We start from the raw sequence: 21582 nt of genomic DNA on the forward strand, positions 1-21582 counted from the left end.
CCAAAAACAAGAATCAGCCTGGAGGCAAGCCTTGATCAGGTTCCTGCTCAATCGCGAGCTGCGCGTCGAAGACCGCCTCGATCCCAATCTCACCGTGCTCAACTACCTGCGCCAGACCCTGGGCAAGACCGGCACCAAGGAGGGTTGCGCCTCCGGTGACTGCGGCGCCTGCACGGTGGTCGTCGGCGAACTGGTGGGCGAAGAAGGTGCCGAGCGTATCCGCTACCGCACCCTCAACTCCTGCCTGACGTTCGTTTCCTCGTTGCATGGCAAGCAGCTGATCAGCGTCGATGACCTCAAGCACCGCGGTGAACTGCATGGTGTGCAGCAAGCCATGGTCGATTGCCACGGCTCGCAGTGCGGCTTCTGCACCCCTGGCTTCGTCATGTCGCTGTTCGCCCTGCAGAAGAACACCGCCGGCGAGACCACCGAAGAGCGCAAGGCCGAGGCCCATGAAGCGCTGGCCGGCAACCTCTGCCGCTGCACCGGCTACCGCCCGATCCTCGACGCCGCCGAGCAATCCTGCTGCCAGAAGCAGCCCGACCAGTTCGACGTCGCGCAGCCCGAGATCATCGCCCAGCTCAAGGCCATCGCCCCACGCGAGACCGCCGAACTCAACAGCGGCGACAAGCGCTGCCTGCTGCCGCTGACCATCGCCGATCTGGCCGACATCTATACCGCCAACCCGCAGGCGCGCCTGTTGGCCGGTGGCACCGACCTGGCCCTGGAAGTCACCCAGTTCCACCGCGAACTGCCGGTGATGATCTACGTCGGCCATGTCGAGGAAATGAAGCGCGTCGAGGTCTTCGACGACCGCATCGAGATCGGCGCCGCGACCCCGCTGACCGACTGCTACGAAGCGCTGTCCCGCGACTATCCGGACTTCGGCGAGCTGCTGCACCGCTTCGCCTCGCTGCAGATCCGCAACCAGGGCACCCTGGGCGGCAACATCGGCAATGCCTCTCCCATCGGCGACTCGCCGCCGCTGCTGATCGCCCTGGGTGCGCGCCTGGTGCTGCGCAAGGGCAGCGAACGCCGTGAGTTGCCGATCGACGAGTACTTCATCGACTACAAGGTCACTGCGCGCCAGGAAGGCGAGTTCATCGAACAGGTGATCATCCCGCGCCCGCAGAGCAGCCAGGCGTTCCGCGCCTATAAGGTCTCCAAGCGACTGGACGACGATATCTCCGCCGTCTGCGCCGCCTTCAACCTGACGGTCGAGAACTGCAAGATCACCGCCGTGCGCACTGGCTTCGGTGGCATGGCCGCCATCCCGAAACGCGCCAAGGCCTGTGAAGCCGTCCTGCTCGGCCAGACCTTCAACAGCGCCACCTTCGAACGCGCCGCGCTGGCACTGAGCGAGGACTTCGCGCCGCTCACCGACTTCCGTGCGAGCAAGGAATACCGCCTGCTCACCGCGCAGAACCTGCTGCGCAAGTGCTTCCTGGAGCTGGAAGCCCCTCAGGCCGTAACCCGGGTGACCCACTATGCATAAGCCGCAGAAAAGCCAGGAAGAACTCACCGCACTGTTCCGCGCCGACCTCACCACCGGCGTTGGCCGCAGCGTCAAGCACGAGAGCGCGCCCAAGCACGTCAGCGGCGAAGCGCAGTACATCGACGACCGCCTGGAATTCCCCAACCAGTTGCACGTCTACGCCCGCATGAGCGACCGCGCCCACGCACGCATCACCAGGCTGGACGTCAGCCCCTGCTACCAGTTCCCCGGCGTGGCGATCGCCATCACCAAGGATGACGTGCCCGGCCAGCTGGACATCGGCCCGGTGGTCGCCGGCGACCCACTGCTGGCGGACGGCAAGGTCGAGTACGTCGGCCAGATGGTCATCGCCGTCGCCGCCGACAGCCTGGAAACCGCACGCAAGGCGGCCATGGCCGCGATCATCGAGTATGAAGACCTGGAGCCGGTACTCGACGTCGTCGAAGCACTGCGCAAGAAGCACTTCGTGCTGGACAGCCACCAGCACAAGATCGGCGATTCCGAGGCCAAGCTGGCCACTGCGCCGAACCGCATCCAGGGCACCCTGCACATCGGCGGCCAGGAACACTTCTACCTGGAAACGCAGATTTCCTCGGTGATGCCCACCGAAGACGGCGGCGTGATCGTCTACACCTCCACCCAGAACCCCACCGAAGTGCAGAAGCTGGTGGCTGAAGTGCTGGGCATCTCCTTCAACAAGGTGGTCATCGACATGCGCCGCATGGGCGGCGGCTTCGGCGGCAAGGAAACCCAGGCCGCTGCGCCTGCCTGCCTGTGCGCCGTCGTCGCACGCCTCACCGGGCGCCCGGCGAAGATGCGCCTGCCGCGCGTCGAAGACATGCAGATGACCGGCAAGCGCCACCCCTTCTACGTCGAGTACGACGTGGGCTTCGAGGACGACGGCCTGCTGCACGGCATCAACATCGAGCTGGCCGGCAACTGCGGCTACTCGCCGGACCTCTCCGGTTCCATCGTCGACCGCGCGATGTTCCACTCCGACAACGCCTACTTCCTCGGCAACGCCACGGTGAACGGTCACCGCTGCAAGACCAACACCGCGTCGAACACCGCCTACCGCGGCTTCGGCGGCCCGCAGGGCATGGTCGCCATCGAGGAGATCATGGACGCGGTCGCGCGCCACCTGGGCAAGGACCCGCTGGACGTGCGCAAGCGCAACTACTACGGCAAGGATGAGCGCAACGTCACCCATTACTACCAGCAGGTGGAACACAACCTGCTGGAGGAGATGACCGAGGAGCTGGAAGCCAGCGCTGAGTACGCCAAGCGCCGCGCCGAAATCCGCGCCTTCAACGCCAACAGCCCGGTACTGAAGAAAGGCCTGTCGCTGACTCCGGTGAAATTCGGCATCAGCTTCACCGCCACCTTCCTCAACCAGGCCGGCGCGCTCATCCACATCTACACCGACGGCAGCATCCACCTGAACCACGGTGGCACCGAGATGGGCCAGGGCCTGAACACCAAGGTCGCCCAGGTGGTGGCTGAGGTCTTCCAGGTCGACATCGACCGCGTGCAGATCACCGCCACCAACACCGACAAGGTGCCCAACACCTCGCCGACCGCCGCCTCGTCGGGCGCCGACCTGAACGGCAAGGCCGCGCAGAATGCCGCCGAGATCATCAAGCAGCGCCTGGTGGAGTTCGCTGCCAGGCACTGGAAGGTCACCGAGGACGACGTCGAGTTCCGCAACAACCAGGTACGCGTGCGTGACCTCATCCTGCCGTTCGAGGAGCTGATCCAGCAGGCCTACTTCGGCCAGGTGTCGCTCTCCTCCACCGGCTTCTACCGCACGCCGAAGATCTACTACGACCGCAGCCAGGCGCGCGGCCGGCCGTTCTACTACTTCGCCTACGGCGTGTCCTGCTCGGAGGTGATCGTCGACACCCTCACCGGCGAGTACAAGATGCTGCGCAGCGACATCCTCCACGACGTCGGCGCCTCGCTGAACCCCGCCATCGACATCGGCCAGGTCGAAGGCGGCTTCGTCCAGGGCATGGGCTGGCTGACCATGGAAGAGCTGGTGTGGAACGCCAAGGGCAAGCTGATGACCAACGGCCCGGCGAGCTACAAGATCCCGGCCATCGCCGACATGCCGATCGACCTGCGAGTGAAGCTGGTGGAAAACCGCAAGAATCCGGAACAGACGGTGTTCCACTCCAAGGCCGTCGGCGAGCCGCCGTTCATGCTGGGTATCTCGGTGTTCTGCGCGATCAAGGACGCCGTGGCCAGCCTGGCCGACTACCGCGCCCAGCCGCAGATCGACGCCCCCGCCACTCCCGAGCGCGTGCTCTGGGGCGTGGAGCAAATGCGCAAGCTGAAGGCCGCCCAGGCCGAAAAGGCACCGGCTCAGGTCGAGCCGGCGTGATGTGACCATGGGGCACCGCTGGCAGGGAGAGACGTCCCCACTTCCGTCCTCCACCCCGCCAGCGGCGCCCCACCCTAACTCCCAATTGTAGGAGCGAGGGGGACGCCTAGTCCTTGCTCGCGAACCGCCCAGCCATAGAGCTGCCGGGGAACTCGTTCGCGAGCAAGCTCGCTCCTACAAATAGAGCCCACCATCGAGGTTCGAAACGATGAACTGGATCAGTGCCCTCGCCGACCTGCAACAGCGCGCCGAAGCCAGCGTGCTGGTGACCATCATCGAAGAACGCGGCTCGACTCCACGCAATGCCGGCTCGAAGATGGTCGTCAGCGCCGACAAGCTCTACGACACCATCGGCGGTGGCCACCTCGAATTCAAGGCCATGGCCATCGCCCGCGAGATGCTGCAGAACCGCGAGCGCGAGCCGAAGCTTGAGCGCTTCAGCCTCGGTGCCAGCCTCGGCCAGTGCTGCGGCGGCGCCACCGTGCTGCTGTTCGAACCCATGGGCCAGCCCCAGGCGCACATCGCCGTGTTCGGCGCCGGCCACGTCGGCCGCGCGCTGGTGCCGTTGCTCGCCAGCCTGCCGTGCAAGGTGCGCTGGATCGACTCGCGGGAAGCCGAGTTTCCCGATTACATCCCCGAGGGCGTCACCCGCGCGATCAACGAGGATGTGATCGATGAGATCGACGAGATGCCCGCCGGCAGCTACTTCATCGTCATGACCCATAACCACGCGCTGGACCTGGAGCTGACGGCGAAGATCCTCGAGCGCAATGACTTCACCTACTTCGGCCTGATCGGCTCGGACACCAAGCGCGCCAAGTTCGAACACCGCCTGCGCGACCGTGGTTTCGCCGCCGACACTGTGCAGCGCATGCGCTGCCCCATGGGCATCAGCGAGGTGAAAGGCAAGCTGCCGGTGGAGATCGCCGTGTCCATCGCCGGCGAAGTGATTGCCACCTACAACGCCACCTTCGGTCAGGAGGCCAGCAAGGGCGAGAACACCGTGGCCAAACTGTTACCCACAAGCCGCCGCGCACGCACTGCCGAAAGCGGCGCCTGATTTCCAACATTCCGGCCTTCGTGATGGGTATCGCTTCGCTCCACCCATCCTACGGAGCGCCGGACAGATTTCGTAGGATGGGTGGAGCGAAGCAATACCCATCGACCAGCGTCCAACGACGCGTCAATTCCGATTTGCGAGAGATCGATGAGCACTCAAGCCAAAGCCTACCGCGCCAGCATCCTGCACAGCGTCGCCGACCCCGCCGAAGTCGGCATCGAAGCCTCCTATCAGTACTTCGAGGACGGCATCCTGCTGGTGGAAGACGGCAAGGTCGCCCGCCTCGGCCACGCCGCCGAGCTGCTGCCACAACTGGGTGGCGTCGAAGTGGTTCAATACCACGACGCGCTGATCACCCCCGGCTTCATCGACACCCACATCCACTACCCGCAGACCGGCATGATCGCCTCCTACGGCGAGCAGCTGCTGGACTGGCTGAATACCTACACCTTCCCCACCGAGAAGCAGTTCGCCGACCCGGCCCACGCCGCCGATGTCGCCGGCATCTTCCTCAAGGAGCTGCTGCGCGCCGGCACCACCACTGCGCTGGTGTTCGGCACCGTGCACCCGCAGTCGGTGGACGCGCTGTTCGGCGCGGCGCAGAAGCTCGACCTGCGCCTGATCGCCGGCAAGGTGATGATGGACCGCAACGCACCGGACTACCTGACCGACACCGCCGAAAGCAGCTACACCGACAGCAAGGCGCTGATCGAGCGTTGGCACGGCAAGGGCCGCCTGCTCTATGCGGTGACCCCGCGCTTCGCCCCGACCAGCACGCCTGAACAGCTCGACGCTGCCGGCCGTCTGCTCAAGGAGCATCCGGGCGTGTATATGCACACGCACCTCTCGGAGAACCTCAAGGAAATCGAGTGGGTCAAAGAGCTGTTCCCGGAGCGCAAGGGCTACCTGGACGTCTATGACCACCACGGCCTGCTCGGCCCGCGCTCGGTGTTCGCCCACGGCGTGCACCTCTGCGACGGCGAGTGCCAGCGCCTGTCGGAAACCGGCTCGGCCGTGGCCTTCTGCCCGACCTCCAACCTGTTCCTGGGCAGCGGCCTGTTCGACCTGAACAAGCTGGAAAAGCACAAGGTCAAGGTCGGCCTGGGCACTGACGTCGGCGCCGGCACCAGCTTCTCCCAGCTGCAATCGCTGAACGAGGCCTACAAGGTCATGCAGCTGCAAGGCAAGAAGCTCGACCCGTTCAAATCGCTGTACCTGGCCACCCTCGGCGGCGCCCGCGCGCTGGAGCTGCAGGACAAGGTCGGCAGCTTCGCCCAGGGCAACGAGGCCGACTTCGTGGTCCTCGACTACAAGGCCACCCCGCTGCTGGACTACCGCCTGCAGCAGGCGAAAACTCTGGAGGAGAAACTCTTCGCACTGGTCATCCTCGGCGACGACCGTACCGTGAAGGAAACCTTCGCGCACGGTCGCAACGTGCATCGCCGCGGCTGACCCCTTACGGCTTCGGCGCCGGGACCTCGCTCAGGACCAACCCGGCGCCGGGGCCGCTTTTCATTCCCAGCCCGCATGGCACGCATCACTTGTAGGAGCACGCCTTGCGCGCGATGGTTACCGGGCAATGCCTGTGCGTCTGCCCGGGTTCGCGAGCAAGCTCGCTCCTACAGGATCAAGCCGGGCGCTCTCCGTAGGAGCGAGCTTGCTCGAGAACCGCACGGCACAATGCCGGTGCGTGCACACGTTTACTCCCGCACCTCGACCAGCACCGGACACGGAGCCCGCTCGATCACCCGCTGCCCCACCGACGGGTCCAGCAACCGCTCGATACGCCCCAGGTGCCGGTGACCGATCACAATCAGATCGCACGCCAGCCGCTCTGACTCCCGCAGGATCGCCCGCGCCGGATCGCCCGCCACCACGGCACCCGACGCAACGCAGGGTTGCAACTGCATCACGGCATCATCCACCAGCGCCTGGGCCTCGTGTTGCTCCTGCTCCGCCGGCGGGTACTCCAGCGCATCCTCCCGCGGCATCGCGAAAGCGCGATCCACGACGCAGACCACATGCACCTCGGCGCCGTGATCACGCGCCAGCTCTCCCGCCGTGGCAACGATGCGCGCCGACTGCGCCGCACCGTCGATGGCCAGCAGAATCCGTTTGAACATGCCTTTCTCCTTCGTGAAACAAAATCCGCCGTCATTCTTCGGGGCGCGCGCCGGACCGTAAAGGCACGCCAAACGTAATGAACCATTGCATGAAACGCACGCTTGCCCAGCGAGCCCTTCGCAATGGAATATGAATAGCACTGCCCCACTGTCTTCGGAGTCGCCATGGCCCTGCCCGATCTCAATCTGCTGGTCGCCCTCAACATCCTGCTCGAAGAAGGCAGCGTGGTCGGTGCCGCGCGACGCATGCACCTCAGTGCACCCGCCATGAGCCGCACCCTGTCGCGCATTCGCGAAGCGGTGGGCGACCCGATCATGGTCCGCGCCGGGCGTAACCTGGTGCCGACACCTCGCGCCCTGCAATTGCGCGAAGAAGTCAGCGACCTGGTCGAACACGCCATGCGTCTGTTCAATGCCAAGGAAAACCTGCGCATGGACCAGCTCGAACGCTGCTTCGTGCTGCGCTCCAACAACGTGCTGGTCGGCGGGTTCGCCTCGCGCATGCTAGCGGTGATGAAAGAAGAAGCGCCCCGCTGCAGCTTGCGTATTGCCCCGGAAGCCGACTTCGACGACGAAGCCCTGCGACAGAACCGCATCGACCTGTACATCGGCGCCACCTCGACACTGGAGCCGGAAATCCGCACACAGACCCTGTTCACCACCAGCTTCGTCGGCCTGGCACGGCGCGACCATCCAATCTTCGACGACGAAATCACTGCCGAGCGCTTCGCCGCCTTTCCGCAGATCAGCGTTTCCCGACGCGGTCGCGCGCTCGGCCCGATCGACGAGGAACTGGCGAACCTGGGCCTGCGTCGGGAAATCCGCCTGACCGCACCGACCTTCCATTCCTCGATCTTCGCCCTGCTGGAGTCTGACCTCGTACTGCCCATTGCCGAGCATTCGCTGTGGCGCCTGGATCGCCTGGGCTTCGCCCTGCGCCAGTTCGACATCCCGCTGCCGCTGAAATCCGTGGTGATCCTCCAGGCCTGGCACCCGCGCTTCGACAACGACCCAGCGCACAGCTGGCTGCGACAGACGGTGAAGCGCGTGTGCATCGAGTTGCGGGAAAGTTCTGGCCTGCTGAGCTGACCACACAATCAGTGCACCAGACACACTGATTAGCTGCAATCATTTCAATTTTCACAATTCATGCCCTTCCCTAGACTCGGTCGCAAATACCCGAGTTGATTCCTATGCCTTGCACCGTACCGCCCAGCGGCGGCGGCATCGGCCATCCCCATGGAGGCCGGCCATGACCGCGCTCGCCCCGATTTCCGCCACCGCACCACAACCGTCCGAAGCAACCCCCAAACCCGTTGCGCAACCGTTCGGCCTGCGCATCGTGGTCGGCATGCTCGGCGTACTGATCGCCTCCCTCAGCGCCGGCCTCAACGAGAAGGTCACCGACCTGGCCATGACCGATGTGCGCGGCGCGCTGTCCATCGGCCACGACGAAGGCACCTGGCTGATCGCCCTGTACTCGGCGGCGCAGGTCGCCGCCATGGCCTTCGCCCCCTGGTTCTCGGTCACCGTTTCGCTGCGCCGCTTCACCCTCGGCGCCATTGCCGTATTCGCCCTGCTTGCGCTGCTCTGTCCGTTCGCGCCGAACGTCGAGACGCTCTACCTGCTGCGCCTGCTGCAGGGTTTCGCCGGTGGCTGCATGCCACCCATGCTGATGACCGTGGCGCTGCGCTTCCTGCCACCGGGGATCAAGCTCTACGGCCTGGGCGCCTACGCGCTGACGGCCACCTTCGCGCCCAACCTGGGCATGCCGCTGGCCGCGCTATGGACCGAGTTCGTCGGCTGGCAGTGGGTGTTCTGGCAGGTCATCCCGCTCTGCGCCGTAGCGCTGGCTGCTGTCGCCTGGGGTATCCCGCAGGACCCGCTGCGCCTGGAGCGCCTGCGCCAGTTCGACACCCTGGGCCTCGCCCTCGGCCTGCCGGGTATCCTGATGCTGGTGATGGGCCTGCTGCAGGGCGAACGCCTGGACTGGTTCGAATCCGATCTGGTCACCCTGCTGGTGGTCGGCGGCGCCGGGCTGCTGGTGGCGTTCTTCATCAACGAATGGACACACCCGCTGCCCTTCTACCGCCTGGACATCCTCAAGCGGCGCAACTTCACCCACGCACTGATCACCCTGGCGGGCGTGCTGGTGGTACTCGGCGCATGCTCCGGCGTACCGGCGTCCTACCTCGCCTCGGCCCATGGTTATCGCCCGTTGCAATCGGCGCCCATGGCGCTGCTGGTGGCGCTGCCGCAGCTCATTTCGCTGCCCCTGGTGGCCGCGCTGTGCAACATCCCGCGGGTCGACTGCCGCTGGGTGCTGGCCATCGGCATCAGCCTGTGCGGCCTGTCCGCTTTCGGCATGAGCCAGCTCACCAGCGAGTGGACGCGGGAGAACTTCTACTGGCTGCTGGCGTTGCAGATCATTGGCCAGCCGATGGCCATCGTGCCGCTGCTGATGTCCGCCACCAGCGTCGTCGCGCCCATCGAAGGGCCGTTCGCCTCGGCGTGGTTCAACAGCGTGCGCGGCTTCTCGGCGGTGCTCGGCAGCGCCGTGGTGTCGATCCTGATGACCTGGCGCGAGCACTACCACTCCAACCGTCTGGTCGATCACCTGGGCAGCGCCTCGCAAGCCCTGGACCTGCGCCTGGAGCAACTGGGCGGCGCCGAGAACATCGGCCGCCTGGCCAGCCAGGTGCGCGGCCAGGCCGGCGTGCTCGCTGCCTCCGACACGCTGCTGGCTATGTCCTGGCTGGCTGCCGCCCTGCTCGTCCTGATTCCCCTGATGCCGCTGCGGGTCTATCCGCCGCGCCCCGTCGTTCCTGCTAACTGAATTCCCGCTGATTGAAAGGTCTGCCCATGTCGAAATTAAGCTCCCGTCGCGGCAGTCTGGCCCTGGTTGCCGTGCTGCTGCTCGCCCTTGTCGTCTACCTGCTGCTGCGCCTGCTGAGCCCCGCCCGCGAGCAAAGCACCGATGACGCCTACATCCATGCCGACTTCACGCTGGTGGCGCCGAAGGTCGCCGGCTTCATCGAGGAAGTGCTGGTGGAAGACAACCAGTCGGTGAAGGCCGGCCAGGTCCTGGCGCGCATCGATGCCCGCGACTACCGCGCCGCGCTGGACGCCGCCGAAGCCGACGTGCTGGCCGCCGAGGCGCGTCACCACCATGTTGCCGCCGACCTCGAACGCCAGCAGGCGGTGATTGCCCAGAGCGCCGCCCAGGTGCAGGCCGACCAGGCTGCGCTGACCTTTGCCGCGCAGGAACTGAACCGCTACCAGCACCTCGCCACCCAGGGCGCCGGCACGTTGCAGAATGCCCAGCAGGCGCGCTCGCGCGTCGACTCGGCGAAGGCCGTCCTGGACAAGGACAAGGCCGCCGCGCTGGCCGCGCGCAAGCAGCTCGACGTGCTGCTGGCCCAGCAGGCCGAGGCCCTGGGCGCACTGAAGCGGGGGCAGGCGCAGCTGCAGCAGGCGCAACTGAACCTGTCGTACACCGAGATCCGCGCCCCCTTCGACGGCATGGTCGGCCGCCGCGCCGTGCGTGTCGGTGCCTACACCACGCCGGGCAATGCGCTGCTTGCGGTAGTACCGCTGCAGAACGCCTACGTGGTTGGCAACTTCCAGGAAACCCAGCTGACCGAAGTACAACCTGGCCAGGCCGTAGAGATCAGCATCGACACCTTCCCCGGCGAGAAACTGCGCGGCCACGTCGACAGCATCGCGCCGGCCACCGGCCTGAGCTTCGCGCCCATCGCCCCGGACAACGCCACCGGCAACTTCACCAAGATCGTCCAGCGCATCCCGGTGAAGATCGTCCTCGACGCCGACCAGCCGCTGCGCGAAAAACTGCGCGTGGGCATGTCGGTGATCGCGCGGATCGACACCGGCACGCACGCCAGCAACGAGCAGAAGGTGGCCGTGCAATGATCGTCGCCCGCACGCCCCCGTTCGTCCTGGCTGGCCTTGCCCTGCTCGCGCTCGGCGCCTGCAGCGTAGGTCCGGACTTCAAGCGTCCTGATGACACCGACGCGGTGAACTGGTCCGCCCAACGCGGGGATGCACCGAGCCAGGCGCTCAACGCCCCCATGGAAGCGCAATGGTGGACGCTGCTCGGCGACCCACAGCTGGATGACCTTCAGCGCCGCGTGGCCGCCGCCAACCTCGACCTGCGCGAAGCCGATGCGCGGCTGCAGCAGAGCCGGGCTATCCGCCAGGCGCTGGGTGGCGATGCCGTGCCCAACGTCGGCGCGGACCTGGGCTACCAGCGCAAGCGCAACAGCGAAGTGGGCCTGAACGACCCGTCGGGCAAATCCGGCAAGGACAGCTTCAACCAGCTCGACGGCGGCTTCGACCTGTCCTGGGAGCTGGACTTCTGGGGCCGCGTGCGCCGCGAGCTGGAGGCTGCCGATGCGAACGTCCAGGCCTCCGAAGAAAGCCGCCGCGACGTACTGGTCTCGGTGCTCGCCGAAACCGCGCGCAACTACCTGCAGCTGCGCGCCGAGCAGGACCTGGAAGCCATCATTCGCAGCAATCTGGAGATCGCCCAGCGCAGCCTGGAGCTGACCCGCCTGCGTCGCGCCGATGGCGTCGCCACCGAACTGGACGTGGCCGAAGCCCTGACCCAGGTCGCCAGTATCGAAGCGCGTCTGCCCGACAGCCAGAAGCGCCAGGCACGGCTGATCAACGCCCTGGGCTATCTGCTCGGCGAGGCTCCCGGCGCGCTGCAGACCGAACTCGCCCAGGCCAAACCCGTGCCGCAGCCGCCCCGTGGCGTGCCGGTCGGACTGCCTTCGGAGCTGGCCCAGCGTCGTCCGGATATCCGCCGTGCCGAGGCTACCCTGCACGCCGCTACCGCCAGCATTGGCGTTGCCAAGGCGGACTTCTATCCGCGCATCAGCCTCAACGGCAGCTTCGGCTTCCAGGCCCTGCAACTGTCCAACTTTGGCGACTGGAACAGCCGTACCTTCGGTATCGGCCCGAGCCTGTCGCTGCCGATCTTCGAGGGCGGCCGCCTGAAAGGCATGCTCGCCCTGCGCGAAGCGCAGCAACAGGAATCGGCCATCGCCTACCGCCGTACCGTGCTCAACGCCTGGCGCGAGGTGGACGATGCACTCACCGACTACGCTGCCGACCAGCGCCGCCTGGCCAGCCTCGACACCGCCGCCGAACACGGCCGAACCGCTCTCGCCAACGCCCGCGAACAGTACAAGGCCGGCGCCGTAGACTTCCTCAACGTGCTCAGTGCCCAGCGCGAACTGCTGGCTACCGAGGAACAGCAGGTGCGCAGCCGCGAGGCCGTGGCGACCACACTGGTGCTGCTCTACAAGTCCCTGGGTGGTGGCTGGCAGCAGGCCGAAGAGCGCGCGCAGAACTTGTAGGAGCGAGCTTGCTCGCGAACCGCATCACGCCGGCACCTAAAGGTGCAATGCATTCGCGAGCAAGCTCGCTCCTACGAAAAGCGCGCAGTGTCAGGACGATTACGAAAAGCGACCCAGGCAGAAATGAAAAAGCCCCGCAGATGCGGGGCTTTTTTCTGGCTCGGCGATCAGGCCGCCGAGTCGGCGTCGGCCTTGCTGCGGCGCGGCTTCTTCTTGCCGGCCAGCAGGTGCGAGAACACCGCGTGCAGGTCACCCGAGGCACCATCCACATCCAGGTTCAGCTTGTCGTCGATGTGCGCCATGTGGTGCATCATCAGGGTCACAGCCTTTTCCTTGTCGCCCTTCTCGATGGCGTCGAGGATCTCGTTGTGCTCGTCGAACGAACAGTGCGAACGACCACCGCTTTCGTACTGGGCGATGATCAGCGAAGTCTGCGATACCAGGCTGCGCTGGAACACCACCAGCGGGGCATTCTTCGCCATTTCGGCAAGCTTCAGGTGGAACTCGCCGGAAAGGCGGATGCCGGCGCCACGGTCACCGCGAGCGAAGCTGGATTGCTCCTGTTTCACCATGTCGCGCAGTTCGGCGAGGGTATCGCTGCTGGCGTTGTCCACGGCCAGCTCGGTGATCGCGCGCTCGACAGTGCGGCGGGCGAAGAGAATCTGCCGGGCTTCGTCGATGCTCGGGCTGGCGACCACGGCGCCACGGTTGGGGCGCAGCAGGACTACCTGTTCGTGGGCCAGGCGCGACAGGGCGCGACGGATGATGGTGCGACTGACACCGAAGATTTCACCGAGGGCCTCTTCGCTCAGCTTGGTGCCGGGCGCCAGGCGTTGTTCGAGGATGGCGTCAAAGATGTGCGCGTAGACGATCTCGTCCTGAGTGCCGCTGCGCGCCTTGCCATTGCGCGGCTGCTTCCTGATCTGTTGCAACTGGTCGGTCATCGGAGTCGAACCCTGCTCAGCCGGGTTGAACCGGCGCGAAATCCGTGGGGGCATGAGTGAAGCTGGCCGCGGGCCAGGCATGGGGCACAGTGTACACAAAGTGGCCACTATCGTGCAGCCGTCGCGAGCGACTCGCCATCAACCCCGAGGCCGCACGGCGCAGGAGCTTGGCGAAGGTCAGCGTGCGACCATTCCGACGCTTTGCTTGTAAAAATCTTTCAGCAAGACACTAAACATTATTTGAACTTTTTGTACACAACTGCATAATTGCGGCGTGACTTCCTGACCCAAAGGTCAACATTCACACCCTCACAACTCTTTCCGTTAGCGCAAGGGACGCAGGTGAACCAGCCGACGGCAAGGGACCAACAACAAGAGCGTTGAGGAGTACCGCTGTGGAAAGCACCAAACAAGAACAACAAGCCTTTGCATCCAGTCCCCCCGCCACCGGCCTGCTCGAACGCCTGTTCAAGCTCAGCCAGCATGGCACCACCGTGAAGACCGAACTCGCCGCGGGTCTCACGACCTTCATCACCATGGCGTACATCATCTTCGTTAACCCCAACATCATGGCCGACGCCGGTATCGACCATGGTGCCGCCTTCGTCGCGACCTGCCTTGCCGCAGCGCTCGGCTGCTTCCTGATGGGCCTGTACGCCAACTGGCCGGTCGGCCTGGCGCCGGGCATGGGCCTCAACGCCTTCTTCACCTACACCGTGGTCAAGACCATGAACTACAGCTGGGAGATCGCGCTGGGCGCGGTGTTCATCTCCGGCATCGCCTTCATGATCCTGACCTTCTCGCGCATCCGCGAATGGCTGCTCAACAGCATCCCGGTCAGCCTGCGCTTCGCCATGGGCGCCGGCGTCGGCCTGTTCCTCGGGCTGATCGGCCTGAAGACCGCTGGTATCGTCGTCGCCAGCCCCGCCACCCTGGTCCACCTGGGTGACCTGACAAGCCCCGGCCCGCTGCTGGCCGCGATCTGCTTCCTGATGATCGCGGTGCTGGAATACCGCCGCGTGTTCGGCGGTATCCTGATCAGCATCCTCACTGTCACCGTGGCCGGCATCGCCCTGGGTATCGTGCAGTTTGGCGGCGTGTTCTCCATGCCACCGAGCCTGGCGCCGACCTTCCTGGCGATGGATATTTCCGGCGCGTTCAACGTGACCATGATCAGCGTCATCCTGGCCTTCCTCTTCGTACACATGTTCGACACCGCCGGCACCCTGATGGGCGTCGCGCAACGTGCTCACCTGGTCCGTGAAGACGGCCGCATCGAGAACCTGTCGAAGGCGATGAAAGCCGACAGCACCTCCAGCGCTTTCGGCGCGGTGCTGGGCGTTCCGCCGGTAACCAGCTATGTGGAAAGTGCCGCGGGTGTTGCCGCCGGTGGCCGCACCGGCCTGACCGCCGTAGTGGTGGGCGTGCTGTTCGTCGCCGCGATGTTCTTTGCCCCGCTGGCCGGCATGATCCCCGCCTACGCCACCGCCGGTGCGCTGATCTACGTCGCCATGCTGATGATGGGCGGCATGGCCCACATCGACTGGAATGAGCACACCGAAACCATCCCGGCCATTGTCACCGTGATCATGATGCCGCTGACCTTCTCGGTCGCCGACGGTATCGCCCTGGGCTTCGTCACCTACGTGGCGATGAAGGTCTTCACCGGCCGCCACAAGGACGTGACCATCAGCCTGTATGCACTGTGCGCGATCTTCGTGGCGAAGTTCATCTTCCTCTGATCACGGCGAAGCGCGCAAAAAATGGCCCCGGCGATTGCCGGGGCCTTTTCCTTTTCGCGGTCAACGTCATCCGGCGAAAAGCGCCTTTCACGAGCGGATCAGTCACATCAAGTCGCAGCGCTCGCCAGCAAGACCTTGAAACTGATCTCGGTGCCGACACCCAGTCGGCTGACCGCACCTATCTCGCCGTCCATCAACTCCACCAGACTGCGGCACAGTGCCAATCCCAGACCGGTACCGCCACTCTCGATGCGCTCCCCGTCCAGACTGAACGCGAAAGGTTCGAACAGCGTCGCCAACTCGGCTTCGCCTATGCCGAAGCCGCTGTCGATGACATCCACCTGAACCTCGACTAACCCTTTGCCGCACCCCCGTGCGCACAACCGCACGCGTATCGAACCGTTGTCGGTGAACTTCAGCGCGTTATCCAGGAGGTTCTGCAGGATCTGCCGCAAACGCAGCGGGTCGCCCCAGACGTTCGGCTCCAGCGCCAGGTCAAGATCCACGTCCAGCTTCAGCCCCTTGGCCGCGGCTGCCTCCCGCACCATGGACACCTGGCGCTCCACCAGCGCCCGCAAGTCGACCGGCTCCTCGGCCAGGGGAAGTCTGCCTGTCTTGGCGCGGCTCAGCAGGTTCAGGTCATCGAGAATATGCAGCAGGTTCTGCGCCACGGAGCGCGCCACGTTCAGCGGTTCACGGCGACGCTGGGGATCCTCCTGGTTCAAGGCCAGATCGATCATCGCGACGATATTCTGCAGGGGCCCCTGCATCTGTCCCCCCATACCGGCCAGGAACTGGGTTTTTCCGCGACTGATCGTTTCGATGCGCGCGTTGGCGTTGCGCAGGGCCCGTACCAGGTCGTCCTGGTCGGTGATATTGATCGCGCCGCAGACCGCCCCGAGCAGGTTTCCATCCACGTCCCGATAAGGCCGCCCCCAGTGGTGATAGACCCTGCGCCCATTCACCGTATGGATTTCGACGTCAGCGTCATAAGGCTCGCCGCTGCCGATGGAATCAATCAGGCTTTTACGAATCAGCTCTTCTTCCCCGGAATCCGCGAATACGCCGAGTTCGCCTATCCGCTTCCCCACGACCGCCTCCTGGGGTAGCCCGAGGATATCCAGTACAGCCTGATTGCAGAACTGCACGCGAGCATCCGTTCCACGAATCGTCGTCGGAAAAGGCAGCGAACCAATCACATGACGCAAGGATTCCAGTTCGCGCTGCTGCTCCTGGGTCAACAGTACCTCGGCAGACTCCGACTGCTCCGGTGCACCACCTTCCACCAGGCCGTGCCGGCGCCCGATGTCGATCAGCTCCACCAGCGACTTGGCATGCAGCTTCTGCATCAGGCGCACCTTGTAGGTGCTGACGGTCTTGTCGCTGATCGAGAGCTGATCGGCGATCGCGATATTGCTCATGCCCCGCGCCAGCAGCTGCAGAACGCTCAACTCACGTACCGACAAGCCCTTGAGCAGATCACCATGCCCCGCCTCCTCGGCTGCACTGACGCTGCCCAGGGCGTGACTGGGGAAATAGCTGTGGCCCTGGGCAATCGCACGCACCGCCTCGCGCACGGCCTGCGGATCCTCCTGCTTGCTGACGAATCCGGCGGCGCCGGCTGTCAGGCAACGTCCGGCGAAGTACTCGGAATCCTGCGACGTAAGCACCAGCACCTTCACCGGCGACTCCTGTGCCACCAGTCGCTGCAGGACTTCCAACCCACCCAGGCGCGGAATCGACAATTCGAGAATCATCAGGTCAGGTTTGCACTGCCGCACCTGGTGCAGGGCGTCAGGGCCGTTATCCGCCTCCCCGACGACTTCATGACGATCGGCCTCCATCATCAGGCGCAAGGCGTGCCGCGTTACCGGTTGTTCTTCGACGATCAGAATTCTACTCATGGGGCTCTCGGACAAGGTGGTTCCAGATAGTTCTAGACCAGCCCCGCCGAGCCTGCTGCCCGAAGAAATCCCAGGCAAAAAAAAGCCCGCAGTGTGGGCGGGCTGAGGAAGACTCCACGAAGAGTCCGGGGGGAAGACCTACGGGCGGGGACTAGCTACCGCGATAGGTCGAATAGCTGTAGGGAGAAATCAGCAGCGGCACATGGTAGTGGTCGCTTTCCGAGGCGATACCGAAGCGCAGCACGACCTGGTCGAGGAACGCCGGCTGGGGCAGCTCGACGCCACGGGCGCGGTAGTAGTCGCCGGCATTGAACAGCAACTGGTAGACGCCGGCGCGGAAGTCCTCACCCTGCAGCAGCGGCTCGTCGCAGCGGCCATCGTCGTTGGTCACGCGGGTGGTGATCAGTTCCAGCTGCTGGCCTTCGACGCGGTACAGCTCGATCTTGATGCCGTGGCCAGGGCAGCCGTGGGCGGAATCCAGTACGTGAGTGGTCAGGCGTCCCATGGGCTTATCGGTGTCCTGCGGCGGAGCCGGCCGACACCTTCCTCCTCTGTCTTGTTGATGCGAATGAGCGAGCCGCCAGTGGAGCAGCTCGCCAGGGTGTTTGGGTGAAGCGAATATACCCATCCGCACATTTGATTGTATACAAAAAAGTAATTCAACCCGGCAAAAACCCTCTGCTGCACCGTCCGGCCCCGAGACCGAAAACCACTCGCAAAGCCAGCGCAGCCCGCGCCGGAACAGAGCACGCCATGCATTCTGGTCCCTCCGAATGCTGACGAACGGAATGAAACGACCGTTGCGCAGATTGTATTTACAGACCGCTCAACATTTTGTATACAATGCACCCATCAACGGCAGCGCACAGTCCACCGACCCGGCGCCGACCGCCAACCACAAGAAGGAACACTGCAGTGAGCGCTGACTACCCACGCGACCTGATCGGTTACGGCAACAACATCCCCCATCCGCACTGGCCGAACGATGCGCGCATCGCCCTGTCCTTCGTCCTCAACTATGAGGAAGGCGGCGAGCGCAACATCCTGCATGGTGATGCCGAATCCGAAGCTTTCCTGTCCGAAATGGTGGCCGCCCAGCCGCTCAAGGGCGAGCGCAACATGTGCATGGAATCGCTGTACGAGTACGGCAGCCGTGCCGGCGTGTGGCGCCTGCTCAAGCTGTTCCGGAAGTACGACCTGCCGCTGACCGTATTCGCCGTCGCCATGGCCGCCCAGCGCCATCCGGAAGCGATTCGCCAGATGGTCGCAGACGGCCATGAGATCTGCAGCCACGGCTACCGCTGGATCGACTACCAGTACATGGACCCGGAGCAGGAGCGCGAGCACATGTTCGAAGCCGTGCGCATCCTCACCGAACTGACCGGCCAGCGCCCGCAAGGCTGGTACACCGGACGCCTGGGCCCGAACACCCGCCGCATCGTGCGTGAGGACGGCAACTTCCTCTATGACTCCGACACCTACGACGACGACCTGCCCTACTGGGACCCGGCGAGCACTGCCGAGAAGCCGCACCTGGTGATCCCTTACACCCTGGACACCAACGACATGCGCTTCACCCAGGTGCAGGGCTTCAACAAGGGCGACGACTTCTTCGAATACCTGAAAGACGCCTTCGACGTGCTCTATGCCGAGGGTGCCGAGGGCGCACCGAAGATGCTCTCCATCGGCATGCACTGCCGCTTGCTGGGCCGTCCGGCGCGCATGGCCTCGCTGGAGCGTTTCATCCAGTACGTTAAGGGTCACGAGAAGGTGTGGATCACCCGCCGCGTCGACATCGCCAAGCACTGGCACGAGAACCACCCGTTCAAAGCGCAGGAGAACCTGGCATGAGCCGCTTCCAGACCCTGACCCCGGCCAGCCTCGACCGCGCCGCCTTCGTCGCCACCTTTGCCGACATCTACGAGCATTCGCCGTGGGTTGCCGAGAAAGCGTATGACCTGGGCGTCGACGACAGCCTCAACGACATCGAACTGCTGCAGCAGCGCATGGCCGACATCCTCCTGTCCGCCAGCCACGAAGCCCAACTGGCCTTGATCAACGCGCACCCGGACCTCGCTGGCAAGGCCGCGATCCGTGGTGAGCTGACCGCTTCCAGCACCGCCGAACAGGCCGGCGCCGGCATCCAGGATTGCACTGCCGAAGAGTTCGCCCGCTTCACCGAACTCAACGACGCGTACAAGGCCAAGTTCGGCTTCCCCTTCATCAAGGCGGTGAAGGGCAGCAACCGCCACCAGATCCTGGCTGCGTTCGAAGAGCGCATCCACAACACGCCGGAGCAGGAATTCCAGACCGCCCTGGCGGAGATCAACAAGATCGCGATGTTCCGCCTGCAGCAACTCTGAGCGAGCGGACCTTCACTCCCTTTCCCACTGGAAGGGGTCCATGCGAACAACGAAATAAGAAGACCAGCCATGCGTACCCTGAAGATCGAGCCGTTGACCAAGGAAGCCTTCGCACCGTTCGGTGATGTCATCGAAACCGAAGGCAGTGACTTCTTCATGATCAACAACGGCTCCACCCGCCGTTATCACAAGCTCGCCACCGTCGAAACGGCGCAGCCCGATGACAAGGCCATCATCAGCATCTTCAGCGCCGAGTCCCTGGAGATGCCTTTGCGCATCCGCATGCTGGAACGTCACCCGCAGGGCAGCCAGGCGTTCATTCCGCTGCTCGGCAATCCATTTCTGATCGTGGTCGCGCCCCTTGGCGATGCACCTGTATCGGGCCTCGCCCGCGCTTTCCTGTCCAACGGCAAGCAGGGCGTCAATTACCACCGCGGCGTCTGGCACCACCCGGTGCTGACGATCGAAAAGCGGGATGACTTCCTGGTGGTCGATCGCAGCGGTTCTGGCAACAACTGCGACGAGCATTTCTTCACCGAGGACGAACAGCTCCTCCTCGACCCCCAAGCGAACTAATAAGAGAGGCCCGCCTGCCGCGACGGCGGCACCCGGGCAAGAGGTAAAAAACTGTGGAAGCACATCTCATCGAATGGCTGAACCTGCTGGTCCGCTGGATCCACATGATCGTGGGTATCGCGTGGATCGGCGCCTCGTTCTACTTCGTCTGGCTGGAAAACAATCTCAACCGCGCCAACCCGCGCGAGGGACTTTCCGGTGACCTCTGGGCGATCCACGGTGGCGGCATCTACCACCTGGAGAAGTACAAGCTCGCCCCGCCGAAAATGCCGGACAACCTGCACTGGTTCAAATGGGAGGCCTACTCCACCTGGATGTCGGGTGTCTGCCTGCTGACCATCGTGTTCTACCTGAACCCGACGCTGTACCTGATCGCTCCGGGCAGCGACCTGGCTCCGGCCGCCGCCGTGGCTATCGGCATCGGCTCGCTGATCGCCGGCTGGTTCGTCTACAGCACCCTGTGCGACTCCCCGCTGGGCAAGAAACCCGCCCTGCTCGGCGCCATCCTGTTCGGCCTGCTGGTCCTCGCCGCCTATCTGCTCAGCCAGGTGTTCAGCGGTCGCGGTGCGTACCTGCACGTCGGCGCCATCATCGGCACCATCATGGTGGGCAACGTGTTCCGTGTGATCATGCCGGCCCAGCGCGCCCTGGTTAAGGCAATCGAAGAAGGCCGCGAGCCCGACCCGGTGCTGCCGGCCAAGGGCCTGCTGCGCTCGCGCCACAACAACTACTTCACCCTGCCGGTGCTGTTCATCATGATCAGCAACCACTTCCCGAGCACCTACGGCAGCCACTACAACTGGCTGATCCTGACCTGCATCGCGGCGCTGGCAGTGATCGTGCGTCACTACTTCAACACCCGCCACGAAGGCAACGGCATGGCCTGGGCCCTGCCCGCCGGCGCCGTCGGCATGATTGCCCTGGCCTTTGTCACCGGCCCGAACTGGCCGAGCAGCGACACCTCCTCCAGCACCGCGCAGGCGCCGAAGGTCGAGTACCAGCCGCTGCCGGAAACTGCCATCGGCGGCAAGACCCCGGCCGAACGCGCCAAGGACGAGGAAGCCGCCAAGGCCGCCGCTGCCCAGCAGGCTCAGGCCGCTCCGGCCCAGGCGTCCACCGGCGCGGGTTCGACCGAAGGCTTCGACAAGGTCCACCACGTCATCCAGGAACGCTGCGCCGTGTGCCACTCGGCCAAACCGACCAGCAACCTGTTCAGCACCGCGCCGGCTGGCGTGATGTTCGACACCCCGCAGCAGATCCAGCAACTCGCCCCGCGCATCCAGGCGCAGGCCGTGGCTTCGCAGGTGATGCCGCTGGGCAACATCACCCAGATGACCCCGGAGGAGCGCAAGCTCGTTGGAGACTGGATCTCCAAGGGCGCCCAGGTTAATTGAGCCTGCGGCACGGCCAGAGAAACCGCACCCTCGGGTGCGGTTTTTTTATGCCCTCGAAATGCCCGACCTCCCCTGTAGGAGCGAGCTTGCTCGCGAACAGAACCTCCCGACGCACCGGAGCGACAGGGAGCGCTTCCATTCGCGAGCAAGCTCGCTCCTACGAAAAGCGCCCTCTGAAACAAAAAATGTAGTCCACTCGACCAATGGCTACAGAATT

Annotated in this window: 17 protein-coding genes and 1 pseudogene; 13 read left to right on the plus strand and 5 right to left on the minus strand. The window is 64.6% G+C overall.

The genetic code is table 11. From position 1 onward, the window contains the following. The first annotated feature begins 31 nt into the window (after positions 1–31). The 4 genes from xdhA (at position 32) to guaD (ending at position 6390) form a co-directional block, all read left to right on the plus strand. Positions 32–1495 carry a xanthine dehydrogenase small subunit gene (gene xdhA, locus ACKI1H_RS23860; protein ID WP_440466575.1) on the plus strand — a complete coding sequence of 488 codons (1464 nt, stop codon included), beginning with the start codon at positions 32–34 and terminating at the stop codon, positions 1493–1495. Continuing rightward, a complete protein-coding gene (gene xdhB / locus ACKI1H_RS23865) occupies positions 1488–3878 on the plus strand; it encodes a xanthine dehydrogenase molybdopterin binding subunit (RefSeq protein WP_138521745.1) in 2391 nt (796 codons plus the stop codon). The genes xdhA and xdhB overlap by 8 nt, the downstream gene beginning before the upstream one ends. A 208-nt stretch (positions 3879–4086) precedes the next feature. After that, entirely contained in the window at positions 4087–4938 is an 852-nt protein-coding gene (gene xdhC / locus ACKI1H_RS23870) for a xanthine dehydrogenase accessory protein XdhC (protein ID WP_138521747.1), read from the plus strand. A gap of 147 nt (positions 4939–5085) precedes the next feature. Further along, positions 5086–6390 carry a guanine deaminase gene (gene guaD / locus ACKI1H_RS23875; protein ID WP_440466576.1) on the plus strand — a complete coding sequence of 435 codons (1305 nt, stop codon included), beginning with the start codon at positions 5086–5088 and terminating at the stop codon, positions 6388–6390. 248 nt (positions 6391–6638) lie between these two features. On the opposite strand, the gene ACKI1H_RS23880 is transcribed toward guaD, so the two are convergent. Continuing rightward, positions 6639–7061, minus strand: coding sequence for a universal stress protein (locus ACKI1H_RS23880; protein WP_138521751.1), 423 nt, complete (start codon positions 7059–7061; stop codon positions 6639–6641). A 165-nt stretch (positions 7062–7226) separates the two neighbouring features. On the opposite strand from ACKI1H_RS23880, the gene ACKI1H_RS23885 reads away from it, so the two are divergent. The 4 genes from ACKI1H_RS23885 to ACKI1H_RS23900 all read left to right on the plus strand — a co-directional run bounded on the left by ACKI1H_RS23885 (position 7227) and on the right by ACKI1H_RS23900 (position 12442). Next, entirely contained in the window at positions 7227–8150 is a 924-nt protein-coding gene (locus ACKI1H_RS23885) for a LysR family transcriptional regulator (RefSeq protein ID WP_440466577.1), read from the plus strand. A 163-nt stretch (positions 8151–8313) separates the two neighbouring features. Continuing rightward, the gene (locus tag ACKI1H_RS23890) at positions 8314–9897 is read left to right on the plus strand and encodes an MFS transporter (protein ID WP_440466578.1); all 1584 of its coding nucleotides are present in this window, start codon (positions 8314–8316) and stop codon (positions 9895–9897) included. A gap of 26 nt (positions 9898–9923) precedes the next feature. Next, positions 9924–10991, plus strand: a complete 1068-nt coding sequence (locus tag ACKI1H_RS23895) for an HlyD family secretion protein (protein WP_138521756.1) — start codon at positions 9924–9926, stop codon at positions 10989–10991. Continuing rightward, positions 10988–12442 (plus strand): efflux transporter outer membrane subunit, encoded by a 1455-nt coding sequence (locus tag ACKI1H_RS23900; RefSeq protein ID WP_440466579.1) that lies wholly within the window; start codon positions 10988–10990, stop codon positions 12440–12442. Before ACKI1H_RS23895 ends, ACKI1H_RS23900 begins: the two co-directional genes overlap by 4 nt. 167 nt (positions 12443–12609) lie before the next feature. On the opposite strand, the gene ACKI1H_RS23905 is transcribed toward ACKI1H_RS23900, so the two are convergent. Beyond that, entirely contained in the window at positions 12610–13386 is a 777-nt protein-coding gene (locus tag ACKI1H_RS23905; protein ID WP_017517526.1) for a GntR family transcriptional regulator, read from the minus strand. Positions 13387–13781: 395 nt separating this feature from the next. On the opposite strand from ACKI1H_RS23905, the gene ACKI1H_RS23910 reads away from it, so the two are divergent. Continuing rightward, positions 13782–15128, plus strand: a complete 1347-nt coding sequence (locus tag ACKI1H_RS23910; RefSeq protein ID WP_348586734.1) for an NCS2 family permease — start codon at positions 13782–13784, stop codon at positions 15126–15128. A 107-nt stretch (positions 15129–15235) separates the two neighbouring features. Here the strand turns inward: ACKI1H_RS23910 and ACKI1H_RS23915 are convergent, their stop codons facing one another. The 3 genes and pseudogenes from ACKI1H_RS23915 to uraH form a co-directional block, all read right to left on the minus strand. Further along, complete coding sequence (locus ACKI1H_RS23915; protein ID WP_246084858.1) at positions 15236–16414, minus strand: PAS domain-containing sensor histidine kinase; 1179 nt, start codon at positions 16412–16414, stop codon at positions 15236–15238. Continuing rightward, a pseudogene (locus ACKI1H_RS23920) lies at positions 16412–17032 on the minus strand (response regulator); the annotation flags it as partial. The gene ACKI1H_RS23915 and the pseudogene ACKI1H_RS23920, both read right to left, overlap by 3 nt. A 151-nt stretch (positions 17033–17183) precedes the next feature. Continuing rightward, positions 17184–17537, minus strand: a complete 354-nt coding sequence (uraH, locus tag ACKI1H_RS23925; RefSeq protein ID WP_045209039.1) for a hydroxyisourate hydrolase — start codon at positions 17535–17537, stop codon at positions 17184–17186. Positions 17538–17947: 410 nt separating this feature from the next. Between uraH and puuE the strand changes: the two genes are divergently transcribed. The 4 genes from puuE to ACKI1H_RS23945 all read left to right on the plus strand — a co-directional run bounded on the left by puuE (position 17948) and on the right by ACKI1H_RS23945 (position 21365). Next, positions 17948–18883, plus strand: a complete 936-nt coding sequence (gene puuE, locus ACKI1H_RS23930; RefSeq protein WP_138521765.1) for an allantoinase PuuE — start codon at positions 17948–17950, stop codon at positions 18881–18883. Beyond that, positions 18880–19395, plus strand: coding sequence for a 2-oxo-4-hydroxy-4-carboxy-5-ureidoimidazoline decarboxylase (gene uraD, locus ACKI1H_RS23935; RefSeq protein WP_015477806.1), 516 nt, complete (start codon positions 18880–18882; stop codon positions 19393–19395). Before puuE ends, uraD begins: the two co-directional genes overlap by 4 nt. Before the next feature lie 69 nt (positions 19396–19464). Further along, positions 19465–19971, plus strand: a complete 507-nt coding sequence (locus ACKI1H_RS23940; RefSeq protein ID WP_440466580.1) for an ureidoglycolate lyase — start codon at positions 19465–19467, stop codon at positions 19969–19971. A gap of 53 nt (positions 19972–20024) precedes the next feature. Then, positions 20025–21365: a urate hydroxylase PuuD gene (locus ACKI1H_RS23945; protein WP_440466581.1), complete on the plus strand. Its 1341-nt coding sequence runs from the start codon at positions 20025–20027 to the stop codon at positions 21363–21365. Positions 21366–21582: the final 217 nt, after the last annotated feature.

The organism is Pseudomonas sp. YH-1 (genome assembly GCF_051990045.1).
Classification (GTDB): domain Bacteria; phylum Pseudomonadota; class Gammaproteobacteria; order Pseudomonadales; family Pseudomonadaceae; genus Pseudomonas; species Pseudomonas nicosulfuronedens.

Excerpts from the sequence above, each read along its gene's own strand:
- ACKI1H_RS23905 (WP_017517526.1), bottom strand. The coding sequence starts at position 13,386 with ATGACCGACCAGTTGCAACAGATCAGGAAGCAGCCGCGCAATGGCAAG.
- ACKI1H_RS23880 (WP_138521751.1), bottom strand. The coding sequence starts at position 7,061 with ATGTTCAAACGGATTCTGCTGGCCATCGACGGTGCGGCGCAGTCGGCG.
- ACKI1H_RS23890 (WP_440466578.1), top strand. The coding sequence starts at position 8,314 with ATGACCGCGCTCGCCCCGATTTCCGCCACCGCACCACAACCGTCCGAA.
- uraD (WP_015477806.1), top strand. The coding sequence starts at position 18,880 with ATGAGCCGCTTCCAGACCCTGACCCCGGCCAGCCTCGACCGCGCCGCC.
- ACKI1H_RS23895 (WP_138521756.1), top strand. The coding sequence starts at position 9,924 with ATGTCGAAATTAAGCTCCCGTCGCGGCAGTCTGGCCCTGGTTGCCGTG.
- uraH (WP_045209039.1), bottom strand. The coding sequence starts at position 17,537 with ATGGGACGCCTGACCACTCACGTACTGGATTCCGCCCACGGCTGCCCT.
- ACKI1H_RS23900 (WP_440466579.1), top strand. The coding sequence starts at position 10,988 with ATGATCGTCGCCCGCACGCCCCCGTTCGTCCTGGCTGGCCTTGCCCTG.
- guaD (WP_440466576.1), top strand. The coding sequence starts at position 5,086 with ATGAGCACTCAAGCCAAAGCCTACCGCGCCAGCATCCTGCACAGCGTC.
- xdhB (WP_138521745.1), top strand. The coding sequence starts at position 1,488 with ATGCATAAGCCGCAGAAAAGCCAGGAAGAACTCACCGCACTGTTCCGC.
- xdhC (WP_138521747.1), top strand. The coding sequence starts at position 4,087 with ATGAACTGGATCAGTGCCCTCGCCGACCTGCAACAGCGCGCCGAAGCC.
- ACKI1H_RS23885 (WP_440466577.1), top strand. The coding sequence starts at position 7,227 with ATGGCCCTGCCCGATCTCAATCTGCTGGTCGCCCTCAACATCCTGCTC.
- ACKI1H_RS23940 (WP_440466580.1), top strand. The coding sequence starts at position 19,465 with ATGCGTACCCTGAAGATCGAGCCGTTGACCAAGGAAGCCTTCGCACCG.